Annotated in this window: 20 protein-coding genes; 9 read left to right on the top strand and 11 right to left on the bottom strand. The window is 67.3% G+C overall.

Going from position 1 to position 25,486, the window contains the following annotated elements; all coding sequences use genetic code 11:
* Positions 1–188 precede the first annotated feature (188 nt).
* Both AC1RQG_RS01095 and icmF read left to right on the top strand, forming a co-directional pair.
* Positions 189–3,773, top strand: coding sequence for an indolepyruvate ferredoxin oxidoreductase family protein (locus AC1RQG_RS01095; RefSeq protein ID WP_493127449.1), 3,585 nt, complete (start codon positions 189–191; stop codon positions 3,771–3,773).
* A 214-nt stretch (positions 3,774–3,987) separates the two neighbouring features.
* Positions 3,988–7,287 carry a fused isobutyryl-CoA mutase/GTPase IcmF gene (icmF, locus tag AC1RQG_RS01090; protein WP_493127447.1) on the top strand — a complete coding sequence of 1,100 codons (3,300 nt, stop codon included), beginning with the start codon at positions 3,988–3,990 and terminating at the stop codon, positions 7,285–7,287.
* Between the two features lie 93 nt (positions 7,288–7,380).
* Here icmF and AC1RQG_RS01085 read toward each other — a convergent pair whose 3' ends face one another.
* Positions 7,381–8,394 carry a substrate-binding domain-containing protein gene (locus tag AC1RQG_RS01085; protein WP_493127445.1) on the bottom strand — a complete coding sequence of 338 codons (1,014 nt, stop codon included), beginning with the start codon at positions 8,392–8,394 and terminating at the stop codon, positions 7,381–7,383.
* A 303-nt stretch (positions 8,395–8,697) separates the two neighbouring features.
* Here AC1RQG_RS01085 and AC1RQG_RS01080 point away from each other — a divergent pair, with 303 nt between their 5' ends.
* Positions 8,698–9,036 (top strand): hypothetical protein, encoded by a 339-nt coding sequence (locus tag AC1RQG_RS01080; protein ID WP_493127443.1) that lies wholly within the window; start codon positions 8,698–8,700, stop codon positions 9,034–9,036.
* A gap of 21 nt (positions 9,037–9,057) precedes the next feature.
* Here the strand turns inward: AC1RQG_RS01080 and AC1RQG_RS01075 are convergent, their stop codons facing one another.
* The 3 genes from AC1RQG_RS01075 to AC1RQG_RS01065 all read right to left on the bottom strand — a co-directional run bounded on the left by AC1RQG_RS01075 (position 9,058) and on the right by AC1RQG_RS01065 (position 11,520).
* Positions 9,058–10,077, bottom strand: coding sequence for an MBL fold metallo-hydrolase (locus AC1RQG_RS01075; RefSeq protein ID WP_493127441.1), 1,020 nt, complete (start codon positions 10,075–10,077; stop codon positions 9,058–9,060).
* Positions 10,078–10,160: 83 nt separating this feature from the next.
* Positions 10,161–11,249 (bottom strand): WD40/YVTN/BNR-like repeat-containing protein, encoded by a 1,089-nt coding sequence (locus AC1RQG_RS01070; protein WP_493127439.1) that lies wholly within the window; start codon positions 11,247–11,249, stop codon positions 10,161–10,163.
* A 1-nt stretch (position 11,250) separates the two neighbouring features.
* Complete coding sequence (locus AC1RQG_RS01065; protein WP_493127437.1) at positions 11,251–11,520, bottom strand: ubiquitin family protein; 270 nt, start codon at positions 11,518–11,520, stop codon at positions 11,251–11,253.
* Positions 11,521–11,614: 94 nt separating this feature from the next.
* Between AC1RQG_RS01065 and AC1RQG_RS01060 the strand changes: the two genes are divergently transcribed.
* Positions 11,615–11,920, top strand: a complete 306-nt coding sequence (locus AC1RQG_RS01060; protein WP_493127435.1) for a hypothetical protein — start codon at positions 11,615–11,617, stop codon at positions 11,918–11,920.
* 17 nt (positions 11,921–11,937) lie between these two features.
* Entirely contained in the window at positions 11,938–12,690 is a 753-nt protein-coding gene (locus tag AC1RQG_RS01055) for a GNAT family N-acetyltransferase (RefSeq protein ID WP_493127433.1), read from the top strand.
* 23 nt (positions 12,691–12,713) lie between these two features.
* On the opposite strand, the gene AC1RQG_RS01050 is transcribed toward AC1RQG_RS01055, so the two are convergent.
* The 5 genes from AC1RQG_RS01050 to AC1RQG_RS01030 all read right to left on the bottom strand — a co-directional run bounded on the left by AC1RQG_RS01050 (position 12,714) and on the right by AC1RQG_RS01030 (position 18,658).
* The gene (locus AC1RQG_RS01050) at positions 12,714–13,010 is read right to left on the bottom strand and encodes a 2Fe-2S iron-sulfur cluster-binding protein (RefSeq protein WP_493127432.1); all 297 of its coding nucleotides are present in this window, start codon (positions 13,008–13,010) and stop codon (positions 12,714–12,716) included.
* Positions 13,011–13,088: 78 nt separating this feature from the next.
* Positions 13,089–14,771 (bottom strand): methyl-accepting chemotaxis protein, encoded by a 1,683-nt coding sequence (locus AC1RQG_RS01045; RefSeq protein ID WP_493127430.1) that lies wholly within the window; start codon positions 14,769–14,771, stop codon positions 13,089–13,091.
* A gap of 266 nt (positions 14,772–15,037) precedes the next feature.
* Entirely contained in the window at positions 15,038–15,961 is a 924-nt protein-coding gene (locus tag AC1RQG_RS01040; RefSeq protein ID WP_493127428.1) for an ABC transporter permease, read from the bottom strand.
* Positions 15,958–17,070, bottom strand: coding sequence for an ABC transporter permease (locus AC1RQG_RS01035; RefSeq protein WP_493127426.1), 1,113 nt, complete (start codon positions 17,068–17,070; stop codon positions 15,958–15,960). Before AC1RQG_RS01035 ends, AC1RQG_RS01040 begins: the two co-directional genes overlap by 4 nt.
* Positions 17,057–18,658, bottom strand: coding sequence for an ABC transporter ATP-binding protein (locus AC1RQG_RS01030; RefSeq protein ID WP_493127424.1), 1,602 nt, complete (start codon positions 18,656–18,658; stop codon positions 17,057–17,059). Before AC1RQG_RS01030 ends, AC1RQG_RS01035 begins: the two co-directional genes overlap by 14 nt.
* 347 nt (positions 18,659–19,005) lie before the next feature.
* Here AC1RQG_RS01030 and AC1RQG_RS01025 point away from each other — a divergent pair, with 347 nt between their 5' ends.
* The 4 genes from AC1RQG_RS01025 to AC1RQG_RS01010 all read left to right on the top strand — a co-directional run bounded on the left by AC1RQG_RS01025 (position 19,006) and on the right by AC1RQG_RS01010 (position 22,720).
* Positions 19,006–19,827: a GntR family transcriptional regulator gene (locus AC1RQG_RS01025; protein ID WP_493127422.1), complete on the top strand. Its 822-nt coding sequence runs from the start codon at positions 19,006–19,008 to the stop codon at positions 19,825–19,827.
* Between the two features lie 329 nt (positions 19,828–20,156).
* A complete protein-coding gene (locus AC1RQG_RS01020; protein ID WP_493127420.1) occupies positions 20,157–21,017 on the top strand; it encodes an outer envelope protein in 861 nt (286 codons plus the stop codon).
* 31 nt (positions 21,018–21,048) lie between these two features.
* A complete protein-coding gene (locus tag AC1RQG_RS01015; RefSeq protein ID WP_493127417.1) occupies positions 21,049–22,134 on the top strand; it encodes a BMP family ABC transporter substrate-binding protein in 1,086 nt (361 codons plus the stop codon).
* Between the two features lie 106 nt (positions 22,135–22,240).
* The gene (locus AC1RQG_RS01010; RefSeq protein ID WP_493127414.1) at positions 22,241–22,720 is read left to right on the top strand and encodes a nucleoside deaminase; all 480 of its coding nucleotides are present in this window, start codon (positions 22,241–22,243) and stop codon (positions 22,718–22,720) included.
* Positions 22,721–22,745: 25 nt separating this feature from the next.
* Here the strand turns inward: AC1RQG_RS01010 and AC1RQG_RS01005 are convergent, their stop codons facing one another.
* On the bottom strand, positions 22,746–25,019 hold the full coding sequence (locus AC1RQG_RS01005; protein WP_493127412.1) for a VIT domain-containing protein: 2,274 nt from the start codon (positions 25,017–25,019) through the stop codon (positions 22,746–22,748).
* Positions 25,019–25,438: a MerR family transcriptional regulator gene (locus AC1RQG_RS01000; RefSeq protein WP_493127410.1), complete on the bottom strand. Its 420-nt coding sequence runs from the start codon at positions 25,436–25,438 to the stop codon at positions 25,019–25,021. The genes AC1RQG_RS01005 and AC1RQG_RS01000 overlap by 1 nt, the downstream gene beginning before the upstream one ends.
* Between the last annotated feature and the right edge of the window lie 48 nt (positions 25,439–25,486).

Below are 25,486 nucleotides of genomic sequence, written 5' to 3'. Positions count from 1 at the left end.
TCTTATACCCCCATCCGCAAACGCTATTTCCGTTCACGTCAACTAATCTCTACACTGGGCGCGACGCGGATTGTTGAGCCCCAACGATCCGCTTCGCCGCCATAACCGGCGGCCAATGGCCCGACCCTGGTGCGCCTACCCGGCGCTTCCACAGACCGGGCGCGATCTGATACCACGGAGACAACACCATGCCTGATACCACGGCCAACGGCCCTGCCACGTCCACCGGCGTCGCGGCGACCGCCACCGACCGCCTCACCACCGTCACCCTCGACGACAAATACACCGCCACCGACGGCGCCATCTTCCTGTCCGGCATCCAAGCCCTGGTGCGCCTGCCCATGATGCAGCGCCAGCGCGACCTGGCCGCCGGCCTGAACACGGCCGGCTTCATTTCCGGCTACCGCGGCTCGCCGCTGGGCGGCCTCGATGAAAACCTGTGGAAGGCGCAGAAACACCTGGCCGAGCACCACGTCCAGTTCGTGCCCGGCGTCAACGAGGACCTGGCCGCCACCGCCGTGTGGGGCTCGCAGCAGGTGGACCTGATCGGCGAAGCCAAGTACGACGGCGTGTTCGCCATGTGGTACGGCAAGGGTCCCGGTGTGGACCGCTGCGGCGACGTCTTCAAGCACATGAACCATGCGGGCACGTCCAGGCACGGCGGCGTGCTGCTGGTGGCCGGCGACGACCATGGCGCCTACTCGTCCACGCTGCCGCACCAGTCCGACCACCTGTTCTCGGCCTCCATGATCCCCGTGCTGTACCCATGCAATGTGCAGGAGTACCTGGACCTGGGCCTGCACGGCTGGGCCATGTCGCGCTTCTCCGGCTGCACGGTGGCGTTCAAGGCGCTGGCCGACACGGTCGAATCGTCGGCCTCGGTCGATGCCAACCCGTTCCGCGTCGAATGCAAGATCCCGCAGGATTTCCAGATGCCCGAAGGCGGCCTGAACGCGCGCCTGTCCAGCATCCCGCTGGGCCAGCAGGCGCGCAACCAGGAAGCGCTGATGCAGGACTACAAGATCTACGCGGCCCTGGCCTACGCCCGCGAGAACAAGCTCAACCACACCACCATCACCAGCCCCGACGCCAAGCTCGGCATCATCGCCTCCGGCAAGTCCTACCTCGACGTGCTCGAAGCGCTGGAGGAACTGGGCATCGATGAGCAGATGGCGGCCAAGGTCGGCCTGCGCCTGTTCAAGGTCGCCATGCCGTGGCCGCTGGAACCGGACAGCGTGCGCGAATTCGCGCAGGGTCTGGACGAGATCCTGGTGGTCGAGGAAAAACGCCAGATCGTCGAATACCAGCTCAAGGAACAGCTGTACAACTGGCGCGACGACGTGCGCCCGCGCGTGATCGGCAAGTTCGACGAAAAAGGCGAATGGGTGGCCCCGCGCGGCGAATGGCTGCTGACCTCCAAGGCCGACTTTTCCGTGTCGCAGGTGGCGCGCGTGATCGCCAGCCGGGTGTCGCGCCTGATCTCGGACCCGGTGACCTGCGACCACATCAAGGCCCGCCTGAGCTTCCTGGACGCCAAGGACGCCGTGCTCAAGAAAGCCATCGACACGCCCTTCCGCCCCGCCTTCTACTGCTCCGGCTGCCCGCACAACACCTCGACCAAGGTGCCCGACGGCAGCCTGGCGCTGGCCGGCATCGGCTGCCACGTGATGGCCACCTCGATCTACCCAGAACACAACAAGCTGACCACCCACATGGGCGGCGAAGGCGCGCCGTGGATCGGCCAGGCCGCGTTCTCCAAGCTGCCGCACGTGTTCCAGAACCTTGGCGACGGCACCTATTTCCACTCCGGCTACCTGGCGATCCGCGCGGCCGTGGCGGCCAAGGTCAACATGACCTACAAGATCCTGTACAACGACGCCGTCGCCATGACGGGCGGCCAGCCGGTCGACGGCACCACCTCCGTGCCCATGATCGCCCAGCAGATGGCGGCCGAAGGCGTGAAGCGCATCGCGCTGGTGACGGAAGACCTGAACCGCTACACCGACCGCTCGGCCCTGCCCACCATCGTCAGCCTGCACGACCGCAAGGAGATGGACGCCGTGCAGCGCGAACTGCGCGAAGTGCAAGGCGTGTCGGTGCTGATCTACGACCAGACCTGCGCGGCCGAGAAGCGCCGCCGCCGCAAGAAGGGCGAGTTCCCCGACCCGGCCAAGCGCATGGTGATCAACGAAGCCGTGTGCGAAGGCTGCGGCGACTGCGGCATCCAGTCCAACTGCACCTCCATCCTGCCCAAGGAGACGGAGTTCGGCCGCAAGCGCACCATCGACCAGTCGTCGTGCAACAAGGACTACTCGTGCGTGAAAGGCTTCTGCCCCAGCTTCGTGACAGTGGAAGGCGGCACCCTGAAGAAATCGAAGACGGGCGTGCGCAAGGATAACGAGGACGACGGCTTCGGCGCGCTGCCCGTGCCCGCCCTGCCCGACTGCGAACAGCCGTACAACATCCTCATCAACGGCATCGGCGGCACCGGCGTGATCACGGTCGGCGCGCTGATGGGCATGGCCGCCCACCTGGAGGGCAAGGGCGCGTCCGTGCTCGACATGACGGGCATGTCGCAGAAGAACGGCTCCGTCACCTCGCACGTGAAGATCGCCCGCACCCCGGCCCACCTGCGCGCCCAGCGCATCGCCACCGGTGAGGCCGACCTGGTGCTCGGCTGCGACATGCTGACGGCCGGCGCCGCCGACGCCGTGTCCAAGATGCGTCCGGGCCGCACCATGGCCGTGGTCAACCTGCACGAGCAGCCGCCCGGCACCTTCGCCCAGCAACCGGACTGGCAGTACCCGGTGGACGAGGTGCGCGCCCTGATCAGCGAATCGGTGGGCGCCGCGCAGTACCACAGCGCCGACTTCATCAACGCCACCAAGCTGGCCACGGCGCTGATGGGCGACTCGATCGCGGCCAACCTGTTCATGCTCGGTTACGCGTGGCAGAAGGGCCGCATCCCGCTCAACGAGGCGTCGCTGCTGCGCGCCATCGAATTGAACGGCGTGGGCATCGCCGCCAACAAGCAGAGCTTCCTGTGGGGCCGCCGCGCCGCCGTCGATTTCAAGCGCGTGGAAAAGATCGCCACGCCGACCCAGGCCATCGTGGTGCAGATGCCGCAAAGCCTGGACACGATCATCAAACGCCGCGTGCAGTTCCTCACCGACTACCAGAACGAAGCCTACGCGGCCGGCTACGAGGAACTGGTGGCGCAGGTGCGCGCCAAGGAGACGACGCTCGGCCTCGGCAACAAGCTGACCACGGCCGTGGCCAAGTCCTACTTCAAGCTGATGTCGTACAAGGACGAGTACGAAGTGGCGCGCCTGTACACGGATGGCCGCTTCGTCGAACAGCTCCAGCAGCAGTTCGACGGCGACTTCACGCTCAAGTTCAACCTGGCCCCGCCGCTGCTGGCGCGCAAGGATGCCAAAGGCCACCTGGTGAAGGCGGAATTCGGCTCGTGGATGTGGCGCGCGTTCCAGCTGCTGGCCAAGGCCAAGGGCCTGCGCGGCGGCGTGTTCGACATCTTCGGCTACACGGAAGAGCGTAAGATGGAGCGTGCCCTGATCGCGGAATACCGCGAGATGACGGCCGCCATCCTCGGCAAGCTGACGGCCGAAAACCACGAAACGGCGGTGGCGCTGGCCGCGCTGCCGGAGAAAGTGCGCGGCTTCGGCCACGTGAAGGAAAAGGCCGTGGCCCTGTTCCACGCCGAGAAGGCGCGCCTGATGGGCGTGCTCGACGGCGGCCGCCAGCACGCGGCCTGATTCCAAAGGCGCGGCCGGCCCGCATTCCCGTGCAATCTTGCCCGGAAATCAAGGCCGGCCCGCCGCCAGCAGACACCACCCGGGCCGGGGCGTGGCTGGCGTCATACAAGCGAATCGCCAGCCAGCGATTTCGCTTGACTTGACGTTAACGTAAACGTCATATAATTTGACGACAGCCTGACCACGCCTCGCGCCCAGAATGACAAGGACACCCATGAACGACCTCTCCGCTCCGAAAATCGCCGCCGTGCCGGAACAGCCCAAGCTGGCCAACAAGGTGCGCTTCGTCACCGCCGCCTCCCTGTTCGACGGCCACGACGCCTCGATCAACATCATGCGCCGCATCCTGCAGTCCAACGGCGTGGAAGTGGTCCACCTGGGCCACAACCGCTCGGTCGACGAGGTGGTGACGGCGGCCCTGGCCGAAGACGTGCAAGGCATCGCCATCTCCAGCTACCAGGGCGGCCACGTCGAATACTTCAAGTACATGATCGACCTGCTGCGCCAGCGCGGCGGCGCCCACATCAAGGTGTTCGGCGGCGGCGGCGGCGTGATTGTGCCCGACGAGATCGCGGAACTGCATGCCTACGGCGTGACCCGCATCTTCAGCCCCGAGGATGGCCAGCGCATGGGCCTGGTGGGCATGATCCAGTGGATGGTGCAGCAGTGCGACATCGACCTGTCGCAGTACTCGCCCACCTCGCTGGCCCCGCTCAAGGAAGGTGACATCGCCCAGCGCCACCGGCCGCTGGCCCAGCTGATCACGGCGCTGGAAAATGAAAAGGCATCGCCCGCGCTGCGCGCCGAACTGCTGGACGCGGCCATCGGCCTGGGCGTGCCCACGCTGGGCATCACCGGCACCGGCGGCGCCGGCAAATCGTCGCTGACCGATGAACTGATCCGCCGCATCCGCCTCGACCAGGGCGACGCGCTCAACATCGCCGTGATCTCGATCGACCCGTCGCGCCGCAAATCGGGCGGCGCGCTGCTGGGCGACCGCATCCGCATGAACGCCATCAACCCGTGGGCCGGCCAGACGCGCGTGTTCATGCGCTCGCTCGCCACGCGCGAGGCTGGCTCCGAGATTTCGCAGGCGCTGCCGGACGTGATCGCCGCCTGCAAGGTGGCCGGCTTCGACCTGGTGATCGTGGAAACCTCGGGCATCGGCCAGGGCGACGCCGCCATCGTGCCGCACGTGGATGTGTCGATGTACGTGATGACGCCCGAATTCGGCGCCGCCTCGCAGCTGGAAAAAATCGACATGCTCGATTTCGCCGACTTCATCGCCATCAACAAGTTCGACCGCAAGGGCGCGCAGGACGCGCTGCGCGACGTGGCCAAGCAGTACCAGCGCAACCGCGAACTGTGGTCCAAGCGCCCCGACGAGATGCCCGTGTACGGCACCCAGGCGTCGCGCTTCAACGACGACGGTGTCACGGCGCTGTATCAAGGCCTGTTGCCCAAGCTGGCCCAGTTCGGCCTGCAGGCCAAGCCGGGCAAGCTGGCCGCCGTCGATGTCAAATATTCGAGCGGCAAGCACGTGATCGTGCCGCCGGCGCGCGCCCGCTACCTGGCCGAAATCGCCGACACCGTGCGCGGCTACCACAAATTCACCGGCAAGCAGGTCACGCTGGCGCGCGAACGCCAGCAGCTGACCGAATCGAAGCGCATGCTGGCCGCCGCCAAGAAAAACTTGAACCTGGGCGCCGATTTCGACGAACTGATCTCCGAGCGCGACGGCGCCATGGACGCCGGCGCCAAGAAGCTGCTGGCCCAATGGCCGGACCTGCAGGCAGCGTATGCGGGCGATGATTACGTGGTCAAAATCCGCGACAAGGAAATCCGCACCCGGTTGATCCAGCACACGCTGTCGGGCACCAAGATCCGCAAGGTGGCCCTGCCCCGCTACGAGGACCACGGCGAAGTGCTGCGCTTCCTGATGCTGGAAAACGTGCCCGGCTCGTTCCCGTTCACGGCCGGCGTGTTCGCCTTCAAGCGCGAAGGCGAAGACCCGACCCGCATGTTCGCCGGCGAAGGCGACGCCTTCCGCACCAACCGCCGCTTCAAGCTGGTCTCCACCGGCATGGACGCCAAGCGCCTGTCGACCGCGTTCGACTCGGTCACCCTGTACGGCGCCGACCCGGCCGTGCGCCCCGACATCTACGGCAAGGTGGGCAACTCGGGCGTGTCGATCGCCACGCTGGACGACATGAAGGTGCTGTACGACGGCTTCAACCTGTGCAGCCCGAGCACCTCGGTGTCGATGACCATCAACGGCCCGGCGCCCACCATCCTGGCCATGTTCATGAACACCGCCATCGACCAGCAGGTCGACAAGTTCAAGGCCGAGAACCAGCGCGAGCCGAGCGCCGACGAAGCGGCCAAGATCCGCGCCTGGGTGCTGCAGAACGTGCGCGGCACGGTGCAGGCCGACATCCTCAAGGAAGACCAGGGCCAGAACACCTGCATCTTCTCGACCGAGTTCTCGCTCAAGGTGATGGGCGACATCCAAGAATACTTCGTCCACCACCAGGTGCGCAACTTCTACTCGGTGTCGATCTCCGGCTACCACATCGCCGAGGCGGGCGCGAACCCGATCTCGCAGCTGGCGTTCACGCTGTCGAACGGCTTCACGTTCGTGGAAGCCTACCTGGCGCGCGGCATGCACATCGACGATTTCGCGCCCAACCTGTCGTTCTTCTTCTCCAACGGCATGGACCCGGAATACACGGTGCTGGGCCGCGTGGCGCGCCGCATCTGGGCCGTGGCCATGCGCGACAAGTACGGCGCCAACGACCGCAGCCAGAAGCTCAAGTACCACGTGCAGACGTCGGGCCGCTCGCTGCACGCGCAGGAGATCGACTTCAACGACATCCGCACCACGCTGCAGGCGCTGATCGCCATCTACGACAACTGCAACTCGCTGCACACCAACGCCTACGACGAGGCCATCACCACACCGACCGACGAATCGGTGCGCAGGGCACTGGCGATCCAGCTGATCATCAACCGCGAATGGGGCCTGGCCAAGAACGAGAACCCGAACCAGGGCTCGTTCATCATCGACGAGCTGACCGACCTGGTGGAGGAAGCCGTGCTGCAGGAATTCGAGCGCATCGCCGAGCGTGGCGGCGTGCTCGGCGCGATGGAGACCGGCTACCAGCGCGGCAAGATCCAGGAGGAGTCGCTGCTGTACGAGCACCAGAAGCACGACGGCACGCTGCCCATCATCGGCGTCAACACCTTCCGCAATCCAAAGGCCAGCGACGCGCCGCAGAAGATCGAACTGGCGCGTTCCACGGACGATGAAAAGCAATCGCAGCTCACGCGCCTGGCGGACTTCCACGCCCGCAACGCGGCCGCCGCCCCGGCCGCGCTGGCCGCGCTGCAGCAGGCCGCCATCGACAACGCCAACGTGTTCGACAAGCTGATGGACGCCGTGCGCGTCTGCTCGCTGGGCCAGATCACGACGGCGCTGTTCGAAGTGGGCGGCCAGTACCGCCGCAACATGTAAGCCGCAGGCGCCAACCAAAACCGGGGTCAGGTCATACCGTCACGCAAGATGCGCGCATCTTGCGTGACGGTATGACCTGACCCCGGTTTGTTTTTAAGAGGCGGGGCGCGGGCCGACTGTGGAACCGGGCACCAGCACCGGCTGCCACAGCTCCTGCAACTCACCGGCCGGCGTGCCGTCGGCCAGCGCCAGCAGCATTTCGATCATGCGCTCGCCGGCGCGGCGCGGCTCGGGCTGGTCGATGATGGTCACGTCGGAACAGGCCAGCGTGTCGGGCATGTTGCCCCACACGATGATGGAGATCTCCTTGCCGATGGCGATGCCGGCGTCCACCAGCGCCCGCACGGCGCCCACGCCGGACAGGTGGTTGTCCACGATCACGGCCGTCGGCCGCGGCGAGCAGGCCAGCAACTGCTGCATCGCGTGGTGGCCGCTGCGGCGGTCCAGGATGTTGGCGATCAGGTGGCGCGGGTCGGGCGCCAGCCCCGCCTCGGCCAGGATGGCGAGCAGGCTGGCCTGGCGCGCGCGCGCGAAATTGAGTTCCAGCGGCGCGCTCAACATGGCGATGCGCTGGTGGCCGTGCGCCAGCAAATGCTGCGCGGCCAGCCGCATGCCGGCCTCGTGGTCGTAATCGAACCACGCGTAGGGCGCATCGAGTTCGGTGCGGCCATGGGCCACGAACGGGAAGCCGATCTTGTTCAGGAAGGCGATGCGCTCGTCGTGCACCAGCGTGCGCGCCACCACCAGCCCGTCCACGCGCCGCCCGCGCACCACTTGCTGGTACGAGCGCAGCTCGTTCTGGGGCGACACGGGGGCGATGATCAGGTTGCGGCCGGCTTGCTCCAGCGCCTCCGACATGCCGCCCACCACGTCCAGGAACATGGGGTCGCCCAGGTCGCTGGGCGCGAGCGGATAAATGATGCCGAACACGTTGGAACGCCCCAGCGCCAGGCTGCGGGCCATGGGGTTGGCCTGGTAACCGGCCTCCTTGGCCGCCTTCAGCACGCGCTCGCGCGTGCGGCGGTTCACTTCCGGGTAGCCATTCAATGCGCGGCTCACCGTTGTCTTGGATATACCCAGCAGATTGGCCAGACTCTTGAGATTCATACCTGCAATTCCGTGTTGACCGTCGATTATAGCTTAATCAGCAATCTTTTTCCGCCCCCGGCGCCGGCATGCTCTTGGAAAAATGCAACATAATCAACATGATAGCGCCGCCGGCGCCCGCCGCCATTTTGCGTGCCCGCATGACGCCATGCATGGTGACATCGTGACAACGCGCCCGTTTTGGCAGATACTGCTGGCATCCGTGCGTATTTTGACCTACGCTTGAAATGTACAGGATTGGTGGCGATGGCGCCGGCGCGTGCCTGCGATTGCGCTGCCGGTTTCCGTTTTGAGGTGATCGAGGTGGCTGCCCTTACATCCGTCAACGCGTTGCAAGCATCGGTCGCACAGGCCCAACAGCTGGTGCAGCAGGACCAGACGCGCGTGAACCAGGATGCCAGCCGGCTGGAACAAAGCCAGACCCAGCTGACCAAGGACAAGCAGCAGCTCAGCGATGCCCAGCAGCAAAGCCGCCAGGCGTCCCAGCCGGCGCTGAAAGCGGCCACGCCGGTCCGCATCGACAACGCCATCGAGAAACCGCTCCCCTCCCAGCAAGCGCTGCCGTCCGCGCTGACCACGGCCAGGCCGCAAGTGAACACGCTGGGCCAGACCATCGGCAAATTCATCAACACCGTCGCCTGAACCGGCGCGCCGGCCGCCGCCCTATTTCGCGTGCAGCCACCAGTGTTCGCGCGCGTCCGGTTCGGTCAGGCTGAGCGCCTTGCCGATGGCCGGCGTGGCGATCGGCAGTTCGCGCTCGCGGGCCAGCGCCACGATGCGCTCGAACGGCTCATGCCACGCGTGCATGGCCAAGTCGAAGGTGCCATTGTGGATCGGCAACAGCACCTTGCCGCGCAGGTCCACGTGGGCCTGCAGGCTCTCCTCCGGCTGCATGTGGACGTCCGGCCACTGCGGGTCGTAGGCGCCGGTCTCGATCATGGTCAGGTCGAACGGACCGTACAGGTCGCCGATCTCCTTGAATCCCTTGAAATAGCCGCTGTCGCCGCTGAAAAAGATGCGGGTGTGGGCCGTCTCGATGACCCACGACGACCACAGCGTGCGGTTGCCGTCGAACATGCCGCGTCCGGAGAAGTGCTGGGCCGGCGTGGCCACCAGCTTCACGCCGTCCAGATGCTTGCTTTGCCACCAGTCCAGCTGATGCACCTTGTCGGCCGCGATGCCCCAGCTCACCAGCGTGTCGCCCACGCCCAGCGGCGCGACGAAGTGGGTGGTGCGCTCGGCCAGGGCCAGCACGGCGGCCTTGTCCAGGTGGTCGTAATGGTCGTGCGACAGGATCACGCCGTGGATGGGCGGCAAGTCGGCGATGGCGATCGGCGGCGCGTGGAAGCGTTGCGGCCCGGCCCACTGCACGGGCGAGGCGCGCTCCGAGAACACGGGGTCGGTCAGCCAGAACTGGCCGCCCAGCTTGAGCAGCAGCGTGGAATGGCCCAAACGGAACAAACTATTGTCATCAGCATCAAACAATTGTTCTGCGCTGAGGCCGTGGACGGGCAGCGGCTTGCTCGGCGCCGTGTTGGCCGGCTTGGCGAACAGGAAGCGCAGCGCGATGCCGAGACCTTTCAGCAGGCCGCCCCGGCGCATGCGGGCCGGATTGCGGTATTTGCCATCCTTCTGATGGTATTTGCTCAATGTGGCGCTGAGGCGGGCGGTGGCAGTCGTCATGTCGGTAGTCGCCGGGGCGGCCGATGGTGGGGGTCGTCGTTATGTGGGGCCATGCGTGGAAACCGCAAGCGTCGGGCCGGCCATCAGCCGAACGCCACCGCGTACACGGGTGGCAAGTGCACGCCGATGGTTTGCCAGTGCTCGCCGCCATTGGCCGACAGCCAGACCGCGCCCGTCGTCGAGCCCATCAGCAAGGTCTTGCCGTCGTCGTCGACAGCCAGGCCGTGGCGGTAGATCAGATCGTAGCAATCTTCCTGCGGCAGACCGCTGCGCATGGACGCCAGCGTCGCGCCGCCATCGGTGGTGCGCGTGACGGACAGGGCCGCGTCGGGCGGGATGCGGCGCTGGTCGGCCTCGGCCGGCACGAACCAGGCCGTCCCGCCGTCCTGCGGATGGACGGCGACGGCGAAACCGAAACCGGACAGCGGCGCCGTCTGCACGGCATCCCACAGCGCGCCATTGTCGGTGCTGCGCCAGATGCCGCAGTGATGCTGGCACCACAAGGTGTCGGGCGCGCCGGCGCAGCGCACGATGCGGTGCGGATCCTGCGCCAGCTGGTCCTCGGCCAGTTCCGGCGGCATGTAGCTCGCGCGCAAGCCCTTGCCGCGCAGCGTCCAGCTGGCGCCGCCGTCGGTGGTCAGCCACACGCCGCCGGTGGACACGCCCACCAGCACCGAACGGCTGTCGCGCGGGTCGACGCAGATGCTGTGGATGCCCGGCACGTCGTAGCCGCCGCCTGCCCATTGGGTGCGCCCGGGCGCGTGCCACAGCGCCTCCACCAGCTGCCAGGTCGCGCCGCGGTCGGCCGAGCGGAACAGGCCGCCGGGCAGGGTGCCGGCCCACAGCACGCCGGGCTCGTCGGCGCCGCCGGCCGCCAGCGACCAGATCTGCTTGAGCTTCCATTCGAGCGGGTCGTCGCTGCCCTCGGGCTTGGGCGGATAGGCGGGCACGCCCACCTCCGTCCACGTGTCGGCGCCGGCGTCGCGCCGGTGCAGCTTGGCGCCGAAATGGCCGAGGTTGAGGGCCGCGTACAGCGCGCCGTCGCGCGGATCGGCCAGCACCATGGACACGGGATCGCCGAGGAAGTGGCTGGCGCCCAGCTGCCACACGCCGTTCACCGGCGCCAGTTCGAACAAGCCCTTGCGGGTACCGAGAAACGCGCGTGCTGCCATGTCAACCTCCGGATAAGGCTTGCAGGATGTACACCCGGGAATCGGGACGCAGGGCATCGTCGAGCCGCTGGCGCTCGCGCGTGCGCTGGCCGTCGATGAAGATGACGACGTTCTCGCGCAGGTGGCCTTGCTCGTCGAGCACATAGCCGCGCAGGCGGGGCTGGCCGGCGAAGGCGTCGTCGAGCGCGCCGCGCAGGTCGGCCGCGCGCGTGTCCACCTCGGGCACGGGCAGGAAGCGGGCCAGCTGCTGGGTAAAGATCAGGTGCGCCATCGCCGTTAATTTTTCGTCATCGGAACAGCGATTCTAACGCGGTTCGCGCCGTGCCCGGTCTACAATTGAATCGTGCCAACCACCGGAGCGCGCCATGACGATCACCCCGCAACAACTGGAAGTGCTGATGGAGGAAGTGGAACGGGAAGACCCGATCGATTTCGCCGACCTGCCGTTCGACGAGCACGACCTGCGCGCCCTGATCGCCAACCACCTGTGCGAGATGGCCGACGCGATGGCGAACTTCAGCGAGGAGGACCGGCAACTGACCCTGCTGGCCGTGGCCGCCAAGCTGGTGCTGGAAAACATGGTCCTCAACGTCCAGCTGCTGCGGCGCCACGGCCTGCCGCTGAGCGAGAGCACGGCCGCCCTGCTGAGCCGGCTGAGCAAGGGCGACTGAGCGACGGGCGCGCGCCCATGCCCGCCCCCCCACGCGGGGTGGCCGGCGCGGTGCTACACTGGCGCCACCTCAACCCACACCGTGGCGCCATGCTTGACCAGCTCGACAACATTTTCTGGCACGCGCTGAGCGGGCCGCAAGCGCACCTGGCCACGGGCGTCGGCGCCGCGCGCCGCTTCGCGCCGGGCTTTTCCCCCATCATCGGCTTCGCCGACCCGGAGCAGCCCGACTTCGCGGCGCTGGCGCCGTTCTGCACGCCGGGCGAGCGCTTCTACTGCGCCGGCTGGTCCGGGCCGGCGCCGGAAGGCTGGGCGGTGGAAGTGGAGGCGATGATGATCTGCATGGTCTGGCGCGGCAGCCTGCCCGCCGCCGACGCGGCGCCGGACGCCATCGCGCTGGGGCCGCAACACGTGGCGCAGGCGGTGGCGCTGGCCGATCTGACCAAACCCGGCCCGTTCGGCCCGCGCACGCTGGAATTGGGCGACTACTACGGTTATGTCGATGGCGGGCGGCTGGTCGCCATGGCCGGCGAGCGCACCTGCGCCAGCGGCCTGCGCGAAATCAGCGGCGTGTGCACCGCTCCCGATCACCAGGGCCGGGGGCTGGCGCGGCGCCTGATGCTCAAGCTGATCCGCAACCACATGCTGCGCGATGAACAGTCCTACCTGCACGTGATGGCGGCCAACGACGCGGCCCGCCAGCTTTATCAGCGCATGGGCTTCGCCGAGCACCGGCACACCGTGGTGCGGGTGGTGGCCCGGACCGGCTAACCGGCGGCGCTGGCCACGCCAACTCAGGCGATCTTAGTTGCCGCCGGCGCGACGATGATCAGGTCCGTCTCGGCCAGCGCCACGCATGGCAGAAAATAGCCTTCGCGCTTTTCATCAAGGCTGACACCCGGCCATTCGATCTTGTAACGCACGCTGCCGCTGCGCAGCTGACACAGGCAGGTGCGGCACGTGCCGTTGCGGCAGGAACTGGGCAGGCGGATGCCGGCCTGCTCGGCCGCCGCCAGCACGGTCGTCTCCGCGCCCGCGTCGAATTGCCATTGCTTGCCTTCCAGCGTGATCCGCCGTGCCACCGTGTCCATCCTGCGCCGCCCCGTTGTCGTTGAAGCGACATGATAGATGGAAACGGCAAGCGGTGTCCGAATGCGGGCGCGGCGATCTCAAGCCAGCTGGCGCACCGGCTGCGATGCCGGCACCGGCGGCCGTGACGGCGCGCCGCGCCGCGGTGACGGCGGCTGGCCGTGCGCGGCGCCGGCCGCCGCGCGCATCGCTTGCAGCTTGAACACGGCCATCGCCTGCGCCACGTGCTGCGCCTGCTGCGCCAGGTTGCCGGCGGCGGCGGCGGCCTGCTCCACCAGCGCCGCGTTCTGCTGCGTCAGGTCGTCGATCTGGCCCACGGCGATGTTGACCTGGCCGATGCCGTGGCTCTGCTCGCGGGTGGCGGTGGAAATCTCGTCCATCACCTGCGTCACCTGGCACACCGACGCGATCACCTCGTGCATGGTGGCGCCGGCGCTGCTGGTCAGCTCCGCGCCCGCGTTGACCTTGGCGATCGACAGGTCGATCAGCTGCTTGATCTCGTGGGCCGCCGTGGCCGCCCGCTGCGCCAGGTTGCGCACTTCGCCGGCCACCACGGCGAAGCCACGGCCCTCCTCGCCGGCGCGGGCCGCCTCCACCGCCGCGTTCAAGGCCAGGATGTTGGTCTGGAACGCGATGCCATCGATCAGGCCGATGATGTCCTGGATCTTGCGCGACGAGGCGCTGATCTCGTCCATCGTGTGCACCACGCGCTCGACGATCTCGCCGCCATGCTCGGCCACCCTGGACGCGCGCCCCGCCAGTTCATTGGCGCTGGCCACGCTGCTGGCGCTTTGCTGGAGGTTGGTGGTCAGTTGCTCCATGCTGGCCGCCGTCTGCTGCAGGCTCGACGCCTGCGACTCGGTGCGCCCCGACAAATCCAAATTGCCGGTGGCGATCTCGCCGGTGGCCACCGTGATCTCGTCGAAATTGCGCCGCACGTCGCCGATGATGCTGTGCAGGTTGACATTGGTCTGGCGCAGCGCGGCCAGCAGCTGGCCCATCTCGTCGTCGCGCGGCACCTCGATCACGCCGGTCAGGTCGCCGCCGGCCATCTTGCGGGCCGCGCTGGTGGCGCGCCGCAGCGGTTCGGCCACGCTGCGCTGCAGGCTGACCCAGAACGCCAGCATGACGGCCGCCGCGACGCCGGCCGCCGCCGTCAGGCCCATGCGCGCGCCATCGGTGGTGCTGCCGTCGATGCGCCAGAACGCGACCGCGAACACGGCCATCATCAGCGTGATGAAGCCGGCGTTGAGCGCCACATGGCGGCTGAACGACAAGCGGGTCAGCGCGCGCAGCCGCGCCAGCACCCCGGTCGACACGGCGCGGCCGTTGACGATGCGCAGGCGCTGCGGGTTGCCGGCCTTGAACTGGCGGTACAGGGCGTCGGCCTCGGCCACCTGCTGGCGGCTGGGCTTGCTGCGCACGGACATGTAGCCGACCGGCTTGCCCTGTTCGATCACCGGCGTCACATTGGCCAGCACCCAGTAGTAGTCGCCATTCTTGCAGCGGTTCTTGACCATGCCGGTCCACGGCATGCCGTTCTTGATGGTCGTCCACAGGTCGGCGAACGCTTCGGCCGGCATGTCCGGATGGCGCACGATGTTCTGCGGCGCGCCGATCAGTTCCGCTTCCGTGAAGCCGCTCACCTCGATGAAATAGGGATTGGCGTAATTGATCTTGCCCTTCAGATCGGTGGTGGAAACGATGGTCTTGTCGTCGTCCAGCAAGTATTCGTGTTGGGTGACCGGCGTGTTGTTGCGCATTGTCGCTATCCTCGTAGAAGAAGCACCGTCAGACAAAAATGATGCACATCGGAACCGCGAACCGGGGATGGGGGTGTCGCCATGGGGTTTGCGCGGGCAATCGGGCCCGCCCGGCCGTGATACCAGCCGTACCTATGGTTTTAGTATAGTCAGTACATTGCGCAACATACTCACAGATTGTTGCGATGGGGAAAAACCAACGCCCGCCACGGGGGGCGGGCGTTGCGCGGCGTCATGGCGGGCGTGGCGCGCCCGCCACGCGCGGGTCAGTCGGCGCGGAAGTTCTGGCCCAGCGAGATCGGCTTGTTGAGCAGGATGGTCTGCGGATTGCGGCAGATGATCACCAGCACCACGATGGTGGCCAGGTAGGGCAGCATGGACAGGAATTCGGACGGCACCGAGATGCCCATGCCCTGGGCGTGGAACTGCAGCACCGTCACGCCGCCGAACAGGTAGGCGCCCACCAGCACGCCGCGCGGCTTCCAGGTGGCGAACACCACTTGGGCCAGCGCGATCCAGCCGCGGCCGGCCGTCATGCCCTCGACCCACATGGGCGTGAGCGCCATCGACAGGTAGGCGCCGCCCAGGCCGGCCATGGCGCCGCCGAACAGCACGGTGCCGTAGCGCAGGCCGATCACGGGGAAGCCGATGGCGTGCGCGCTGTCGGGCGATTCGCCGACGGCGCGGATCAGCAGGCCCAGCCGGGTGCGGGCCAGCATCCAGCCCACCACGGCCACCAGCGCCACCGAGCCGTACACCATGATGTCGAAGCGGAACAGCAGCGGCCCCACGAACGGCAGTTCGGACAGCACGGGGAAATGCAGGTGCGGCAGCGGGGCGATGGTCTGCCCCACCAGGCTGCGCCCCATGAACGCCGACAGGCCGACCCCGAACAGGGTCAGGGCCAGGCCGGTGGCCACCTGGTTGGTTTGCAGCGTCAGCACGAGGAAGCCGAAGATCAGGGCCAGCGCCATGCCCACCACCATCGCGGCCAGCAAGCCGAGCGTCATGCTGCCGGTGCCCAGCGTGACGGCGAAGCCGCTCACGGCGCCCACCAGCATCATGCCTTCCAGGCCGAGGTTGAGCACGCCGGAACGTTCCGTCACCAGTTCGCCCAGGGACGCCAGGATCAGCGGCGTGGCCGCGCCGGCCGTGCTGGCCAGGAAGGCGATCAACAACTCGGTATTCATGATGCGGTTCCTTCGGTTGGGGTGGGCGCGGCGGCGGCCACGTGGGGCACGGCGCGGTGGCGCGGCTTGAAGCGGTAATGGATGAACAGGTCGGCCGCCAGCAGGTAGAACAGCAGCAAGCCCTGGAACAGGCCGGTGATGGCCGACGGCAGCTGCAGCTCGATCTGGGCCGTCTCGCCGCCGATGTAGAGCAGCGACATCAGCAGCGCCGACAGCAGCACGCCCAGCGGATGCAGGCGGCCCACGTAGGCCACGATGATGGCGGCGAAGCCGTAGCCGGGCGACACCGACGGCTGCAGCTGGCCCAGCGGACCGGCCACCTCGCCCACGCCGGCGATGCCCGACAGCGCGCCGCTGATCATGAACGCCACCCACACGTTGCGCGGCTCGCTGAAGCCGGCGTAGGCGGCGGCGGCCGGCGCCATGCCGCTCACCTGCATGCGGTAGCCGGCGAAGGTGCGGGCGCAGAAGAACCAGGCGCCGCCGGCCACCAGCAGCGACAGCGGGAACGCCGCGTTCACGCGCAAGCCCTCCATCAGCAGCGGCAGCATGGCCGCGTCCTGGAACATCTTCGACTGCGGGAAGTTGAAGCCGGCCGGGTCGCGCAGCGGGCCGTGCACCAGGTAGCTGAGCAGCAGGTAGGCCACGTAGACCAGCATCAGGCTGACCAGGATTTCGCTGGTGTTGAAGCGGGTGCGCAGCAGCGCCGGGATGGCGGCCCACGCCATGCCGCCCAGCGCGCCGGCCACCAGCATCAGCGGCAGCAGCCAGCCGGCCTGCACGTCGTCGAAATACAGGGCCACGCAGCCGGCCGCGATGGCGCCCACCGTCAACTGGCCGTCGGCGCCGATGTTGGCCACGTTGGCCCGGAAGCCCAGCGCCAGGCCCACGCCGCACAGGATCAGCGGGGTGGCCTTGAGCAGCAGCTCGCCCACGCCATACAGGGTGGTGGCGGGCTTGATGAAGTAGACGAAGAACGCGTGCAGCGGATCCTGGCCCAGGAACGAGAACAGCACGGAGCCCGTGACGAGCATGGCCAGCGCCGCGATCAGCGGCGAGGCCAGCATCATGGCGCGCGAGGGTTCGGGACGTAATTCAAGCCGTGACATGGTGGGCAGCTCCTGGTGCGGGTTGGTCGGTGGGCGGGTCGACGTGGTCGAAGTCGCCGCTCATCCACACGCCGATCTGGTGGATGGTGGTCGATGCGGCCGGCACGGTGCGCGACAGCCGCCCCTGCGCCAGCACGGCCAGCCGGTCGCTCATCTGGAACAACTCGTCGAGCTCCTCCGACAGCACCAGCACGGCCGCGCCCTGGTCGCGCAGGTCGATGATGGCCTGGCGGATCAGCATGGCCGCGCCGATGTCCACGCCCCAGGTGGGCTGGGCGAACACCACCACCTTGGGCGCCAGCATGATCTCGCGTCCGACGATGAATTTCTGCAGGTTGCCGCCCGACAGGCTGGCGGCGGCCGCATCCTCGCCGCCGCACTTGACCTTGAAGCGGCTGATCACCTCGCGCGCGAACGCGCGCACGGCGCCGAACTGGATCAGGCCATGCTTGACCATGCCGGCCCCGCCGGCCGGGATGTAGCCGGTCAGCAGCGCGTTGTCGGCCAGCGACAGGGCCGGCGCGGCGCCGCGTCCCAGCCGTTCCTCGGGCACGAAGCCCAGACCCAGCTGGCGGCGCCGGGCCGCGTTGAGCCGGCCCACGGGCTGGCCGTTCATGCGGATCGCGTCGCCTTGCGCCAGCAGGCGCTCGCCGGAGATGGCCTTCAGCAGTTCCTGCTGGCCGTTGCCGGAGATGCCGGCGATGCCGACGATCTCGCCGCTGCGCAGTTCCAGGTTGATGTCCTTCAAATGGACGCCGAACGGATCGTCGCTGGCCAGGTTCAGTTGTTCAATGGCCAGCCGCACCTCGCCGGGCGCGCGCGGCAGGTGGCGGCAGGTCGGCAGCTCGCGGCCTATCATCAGCTCGGCCAGCGAGCGGGCGCTTTCCTCCTTCGGATTGGCGGTGCCCGACACGCGCCCCAGGCGCAGCACGGTGGCCTTGTCGCACAGCGACTGGATCTCGTCGAGCTTGTGGCTGATGTAGAGGATGCTCATACCCTCGGCCGCCAGCCGGCGCAGCGATTCGAACAGTTTGAGCACGGCGTCCGGCGTGAGCACGGAGGTCGGTTCGTCCATGATCAGCAGGCGCGGCGACTGCAGCAGGCAGCGCACGATCTCGACCCGCTGGCGCTCGCCCACCGACATGCTGTGCACCAGGCGCTGCGGGTCCAGCGGCAAGCCATATTGTTCGGACACGCTGCGGATGCGCGGCGCCAGCTGTTCCGGCGACACCTTCTCGTCGAGCGCCAGCGAAATGTTCTGCGCCACCGTCAGCGTCTCGAACAGCGCGAAATGCTGGAACACCATGCCGATGCCGAGCTTGCGCGCGTCGTGCGGCGAGTGGATCGCCACTTCCCGGCCCTCCCACTGGATCTGGCCTTCATCGGGTTTGGTCACGCCGTAGATGATCTTCATCAGCGTGCTCTTGCCGGCGCCGTTCTCGCCCAGCACGGCGTGTATCTCGCCCGGCATCACCGTCAAGTCCACTTCGGCGTTGGCGACGACGGACGGATAAATCTTGGAAATGCCCCGCAGCTGCAGGCGCGGCTCGTGGCGCGGCGGCGTGGCCGGGGCGGCGGTGTCATTCATCGGGCGGAACCTCCATCTTGTATACAAATGCTCTAAGGCATCGTCATCGAACTACGCAAGCTCCGTGCCACCGCCCGGCGGCCCGCATGATGCGTGCGATTGTGTGTGCGCTGGTGCGTGCGATGGATGAAAGCATACGCCCTCGCGCATGATTTCACGCACTTTTTTTGCGCAGGCTGTGGGCAAAAACGCACTAAATAAAGCGTGCGGATTCACCACAAACGCGCGAAATTGTATCCACCAGCCACCAAATCCGGCCCGCTTTCGTACACAATATGAGCACGAATCCTGCTTTACATGGCGCAGACCCGCCGCGCCAGACCCGCGCACGCTACAGGAGAATCAAGATGAGCAGCCTCACCACCGCGCCCCGTGCCACAGGCAAGCGCAAAGCCGGCGCGCCGGCCGAACCGGCCGGGAACGCCGCCGCGGGCGCGACCGCGAAGGCGGCGGCGGCGAACGCCGCGGCCACGGCGCCGGCCGCCCGCCTCAAACGCGGCACCACCGCCATCGACCTGCGCATCTACCGCGCCGTCGTCAACGCCGTCATGAGCCACCGGCTGCCGCCCGGCACCCATCTGGGCGAGGCCGACTTCTGCGAGCTGTACCAGGTCAGCCGCACCACCGTGCGCAAGGCGCTGCAACGGCTGGCGCACGACCACATCATCGAACTGCGCCCCAACCGCGGCGCCGTGATCGCCTCGCCCACGCCGGAGGAGGCGCGCGACATCTTCGCCGCGCGCCGCGCCGTGGAGCGCGAAATCGTGCCGCTGGTGATCCGCAACGCCACCCCGGCCTCGCTGCAACAGATCCGCGCCGCGCTGGAGGCGGAGGACCAGGCCCGCCGCACGGGCGACCGCGCCGGCTGGATACGGCTGGGCGGCGAATTCCACATCCTGCTGGCCGAACTGGCCGGCAACCAGGTGCTGCAGCGCTTCATGGCGGAGCTGGTGTCGCGCTGCTCGCTGATCATCGCCCTGTACGAGAGCCCGGGCGCGGCCATGTGCGAGAACGACGAGCACCAGGACCTGATGACCCTGATCGAACAGCGCAAGGTGGCCGAGGCCACGGCCCTGATCGAACACCACCTGCTGGAGATCGAAGGCCGGCTGCGGCTGGGCGAACCGGAACGCAAGATCAACCTGGCCGAGGCGCTGTCGGGTTTCTGAGGCCGATTGCATACACCTGGCCGGCCCGCGCACCACGAGGTGGCGAATTGCCAGGCGCCGCCCGTCCGTGGTGCGCGCCGTGCCCGTCCACGGGGCGGCAAGGCAGTGGTGGCGCGCCCCGGCGGTCCGCGCCGCATGGCGTAAAAACCACAATCGGCTTACTCAAATGCAGCATTTATTTCATTTCGGTGACACTCTGGCCTACTATTTGCTAGTTCACTCAAGCATGAATTGAATCCAATTATTGCCGACGATTGGATTCAACCCGCAACACCACAGGTCTCACCCCTGCCGTCCGATTTAATTTAACCTCTGTTCCAGGAGTCCGCATGAAGCCACAGCCATTCAAACACACCGCCATCGTCGCCCTGCTCGCCGCCAGCGCCTGCACCGCCGCCCAAGCCGCCGACTGGAGCGACACCTCCATCAGCTACCGCTACGGCACCAAATTCGCCGAGCCGTTCAACAACCAGGACATCAGCAAGAGCATCGTCAACCTGAGCGGCGTGAGCGGCTACAAGTACGGCACCAACTTCTTCAGCGTGGACTTCCTGATGTCGGACGACAAGGATCCGTCGTCGGTGGGCGCCAAGACCGGCGCGCATGAAGCCTACGCCGTCTACCGCCACACGCTGGACCTGGGCAAGGTGACGGGCGCCAGCTACGCCTTCGGCCCCGTGCGCGGCGTGGGCCTGACGGCAGGCTTCGACTTCAACAGCAAGACCGACGCCGGCTACAACTCCAAGAAGCACATGCTGGTGGCCGGCCCCACCCTGATGATGGACGTGCCCGGCTTCCTCAACATCAGCCTGCTGGCCCTGTGGGAAAGCAACGCGCCCTACAACGGCTACACCAACACCGCCGTCGACCGCTACCGCTACAAGACCCACCCGATGCTGACGGCCGCCTGGGGCATCCCGATCGCCACCGCGATCCCGCTGTCGTTCGAAGGCTACGCCAACTTCATCGGCACCAAGGGCAAGGATGAATTCGGCGGCGACACGGCCACGGAAACCAACATCGACATGCAGCTGATGTACGATGTGGGCGCGGCCATGGGCTCGGGCAAGAACGTGTTCAAGGTCGGCCTCGAGTACCAGTACTGGAAGAACAAGTTCGGCAACTCGGACCACAACAACCCGGGCGCCACGGCCAAGACCCCGATGATCCGCGTCGAGTACCATTTCTGATCCCCGCCCCCACTCAAGAACAGGAAACGTCATGATGAAACGTCGTACTCTGCTGGCCTATGCCTCGCTGGCGGCCACCCTGGGCCTGGCCGCCGCCGCGCCCGCGCAAGCGGCCGAGCCGCTCAAGGTCGGCTTCGTTTATGTGGGCCCGGTCGGCGACGCCGGCTGGACCTATGCCCACGAACAAGGCCGCCTGGCGCTGGAGAAGGAACTGGGCGCCAAGGTCAAGACCACCTACGTGGAAAACGTGCCCGAGGGCGCGGACGCCGAGCGCGTGATCCGCAAGCTGGCCGCCGACGGCAACAAGCTGATCTTCACCACCTCGTTCGGCTTCATGAATCCGACGGAGAAGGTGGCCAAGGCCTTCCCCAACGTCGTGTTCGAGCACGCCACCGGCTTCAAGACGGGCAAGAACATGGGCACCTATGAGACCAAGACCTACGAGGGCGCCTACCTGCTCGGCGTGGTCGCCGGCAAGATGACCAAGTCCAACGTGCTGGGCATGGTCGCCTCGTTCCCGATCCCCGAGGTGATCCGCAACGTCAACGCCTTCACGCTGGGCGCGCAGAGCGTCAACCCGGCCATCAAGACCAAGGTCATCTGGGTCAGCTCGTGGTACGACCCGGCCAAGGAACGCCAGGCCGCCGAGACCATGATCGCCCAGGGCGCCGACGTGCTGACCCAGAACACCGACTCGCCGGCCACGCTGCAAGTGGCGCAGGAAAAAGGCATCTACGCCTTCGGCTGGGATTCGGACATGGTCAAGTTCGCACCCAAGGCGCACCTGACGGCGTCCGTCAACAGCTGGGGCGGCTACTACATCGACACCGCCAAGGCCGTGATGGCCGGCACCTGGAAGCCGACCGACGTGCACGGCGGCATCAAGGAAGGCATGATCAAGATGTCGCCGCTGAACCCGGCCGTCAAGCCCGACGCGGCCAAGGCCTTCGAGGAGAAGAAGGCGCTGATCGCCAGCGGCAAGTTCACGCCGTTCCAGGGCCCGATCAAGGACCAGTCGGGCGCCATCAAGGTGGCGGCCGGCGCCGTGATGCCGTTCAAGGACCTGATGTCGATGAACTTCTACGTGCAAGGCGTGGAAGGCAGCATTCCGAAGTGATGGCTTGACGAAGTAATGGCGTGAATATACGGTATATATCGTTTATACCGTATATTCCGCCGCATGGCCGGCATACCATGCATGCACCACCCATCCAGGAGAGCGCATGAGCACCGCCACCCCGCAAGACCAGCAATTCCTGACCCATGTATTGGCCCTGGCCCAGCGTTCGCGCGACGAGGGCCACCATCCGTTCGCCGCCATGGTGGTGGGCGCCGACGGCGCCATCATCGCCGAAGCCATGAACGCCTCCAGCAGCGACCGCACGGCGCACGCGGAAATGAACGCGCTGCGACTGGCGTCGTCGCGCCACAGCCCGGCCGAACTGGCCGGCGCCACCCTCTACTCGTCCGCCGAGCCGTGCGCCATGTGCGCCGGCGGCACCTACTGGAGCGGTGTGGGGCGGGTGGTGTACGCGCTGTCCGAAGCGAGCCTGCTGCAACTGACGGGCAGCGATCCGGAAAACCCCACCCTGTCCCTGCCGTGCCGCGACGTGTTCGCGCGCGGCCAGCGCCCCACCGAAGTGATCGGTCCCCTGCGCGAGGACGAGGCGCGCCACGCGCACGCGGGGTTCTGGCACAAATAGCGGCGCCGGCCCGGCCGATGTCCGCTCAGTCGGCGTGCTTGCGCAGGAAGGCCGGTATCGAGAAATCGTCTTGCTTGCGCGGCATGAGCCTATGCCACCAGCGCGCCCGGCGTCGCTGGGCGCCTTCCATCGCAAGAAAGCGCGCCAGCGTCCGTTCGACCGTGCCTTGCAACGCTGGCGCCACCACCGTCTGGCCGGCCAGCCGCGCCAGCGCGGCGCGCTGCGTACTGTCCAGACCCAATTGCTCCGCCATCGGCAACAGTGCTGCCAGCAAGGCGGCGATCAGGTCCGCCTCCCCATAGCCAGCCTCCACCAGCAATTGCAGTTGTTCCTTCAGCGCCCACGGCAGCGTGACCTGCAAGCCGCCGAACGACGATGGCAGGTGCGCGCCATCGCACGCCCAGTCTTTCAGCAGCGAAGACAAGGCGTCCTTGCGCACCAGCGGCTCGCTCTTGCGCAGGAAAACCGGGACATCGTATGCCTCCATGCCACTGTCCATGAGGGCCTGAACCTGTTCGCTCGCCGACTCGCGCCGCCAGACCGGCACGCTGTATGGCGCGGCACGCTGCGCGACTTGCCCCACACCGCCCCAGCCGGCGGCCAGCATGTTGGGATTGTGTTGCAGCACCGGCAGCCGCACCGCCTTGTCATGCGCCAGCCGCTCGTGCACGATCAGGAAGCTGGTCGACTCCGTCACCAGTTGGTATTGGACGGCCAGCGCCAGCCGTTCGCCCGCCTCCGCCTGCAACAATCGCAGCGAGGCGGCCATGCGCGCCAGCGTGTCGCCATCATCGCAGCCACCGTCGAAGCGCAGTTCCGTGCGCTGTGGCTCCTCCACACCCGCTTCGCGCCACGTCAGCGCCGCCACCGCCGGCGGCGCGCCCTCGAATCCTGCGAAGGCGTGCAGCGTCTCGTTGGCGAACAGGGCGCCGGACGGCGCCACCTGCCATCGCGCGGCCACCGGCCACTGCACGCGTACTTGATCCACGCCGCTCTGGCGCATGCGCCTGAACATGCGGACGATGGCGCCCTGCGCTTCCTCGGCCGACGCGACCAGCTCGCACGCGCCACGGCTCTGCTCCGCCAACTGGCGCAACAGGCTGGACGCCGGCGCGCTGCCGACGCCGATGGCGAAGATGCGCTGGCCTTTGTCGCGCGCGGTCCGGATCAACTCCTCCGTCTGCCACACTTCGCCATCGGTGACCAGCAACAGATCCGCCTGCGCTCCCCCATCGAGCTGGTAGACCGCGTTCAATGCCTGGCCGATCTCCGTGCCACCCATGTCGGCCCGCAGCTTTTCGACCCACCCGGCCGCATGGCGCACCGCCCTTCCCGTGGCGCACGTCATGCCCTCGCCGTGGTGCGCGACGCTGTCGCCGAACCTGGTGCAACTGAACCTGTCATCCGGATGCAAGTGGGACAGCACCTCGTGCAGGGCCCGCTGGGCGCCGGCGATGCTGCCGCCCGCCATGGAACCGGAACAATCGACCACGATCTTCAACCGCAGCGGCGCGGCCACCGTCTGCTTGAGTTCGGGGCAGAAACTGGCCAGCGCCACGTAGCCATCGCCATCGCGGCCAACCGCCGTCACCCCCTGTCCTTGCAGCCCGTCGATGGACAGGACGAAGTCGCGGTCCAGATAGCCGGTGCGCGCCAGCGCCACATCGGCCCTGCCATCGCCCGCTTGCAGCGTGACGGGATGGGTGGGCGAACCTATCCTGGCGCGCGCCAGCTGGCCATCCAGCGCGACGGCGATCTCGAACGGATAGGACACCAGCGGCGCGGCGCCCGGCATCTGGTGCGGCGCCAGCATGGCGGCCGCGTCGCCGTAACGCGGCGCCACCACCGTCGGCACCGTGATGCGCACGGCGCCCTGTTCGAAGCGCAGCAACTCGGCGTAGCGGTAGCGGATCGACGCCGCCTCGCCCGCCATCAGGTTGCCCAGGCTAACCGTGTAGAGGCCATCGGCGGCCCGTTCGAGCAGGATGGCGGTGTCGCCTTGCTCAAGCGCGTCCTCGTAGGCCGCTTCAGCCTTGGCGCGGGGCCGGACCACGCCGCGCAGCACCTTCTCGCCCAGCGACACTTCCAGGTCCAGCAGGACCGCGCCCCACGGCAGCGGGAACGTGTACACCGCCTCCACGTTGTCGGCGCTGTCGTTGCGATAGTGCTGCTCCACGGTCAGCTCGAACAACAGACCGCGCGCGGCGCCGGTGGCGCGCACCGAACGCAAGGTCAACGGCGCGCCGTAGCGCCCGCGCAGCACCGCACTGCCCTGACTGACCAGTATCTTCCCGCTCATCACTGTTCCTCCCCTTTGGCAATCCGCTCATACACCGCCAGCACACCCGCGTACAAGGCGCGCGCCTGTTCCGGGTTCAACCCGGCCCGGCCCGGCTCCACGGTCAGTTCCACACCATCGGCGACCACCAGGTGGCTCCACACTTCCACCGTGCCGGCGGGCCGCGATGGCAACGCCGGCGCGTGCTCCGGCGCCTGCAGCAGCGCGCGGATGCGTTCGAGCGCTAGTCCGGCCTTGCTCCATTTCCGGATCTGCAGCAGTTGCTCCATGTGCCTGGCCGTGTAGCGGGCGGCCCGCGTCTCGCCTTCGGGACGGTCCACCAGCCCCAGTTGCATGTAATAGCGCACGGTGCGCTTGGGCAGATCCACGAGGCCGCATAGCTCGTCGAGGCTGAAATCGGCGGGAATTTCGGAAGACACGGTGAAGCTCCGTTGTTGCGTAATATTGATACAGTAATTACTGACACC

It is taken from the genome of Rugamonas sp. GW822-FHT03B10 (genome assembly GCF_058801745.1).
Note: the sequence above shows the minus strand (reverse complement) of the source record. Positions and strands in the feature narration are given on the sequence as shown.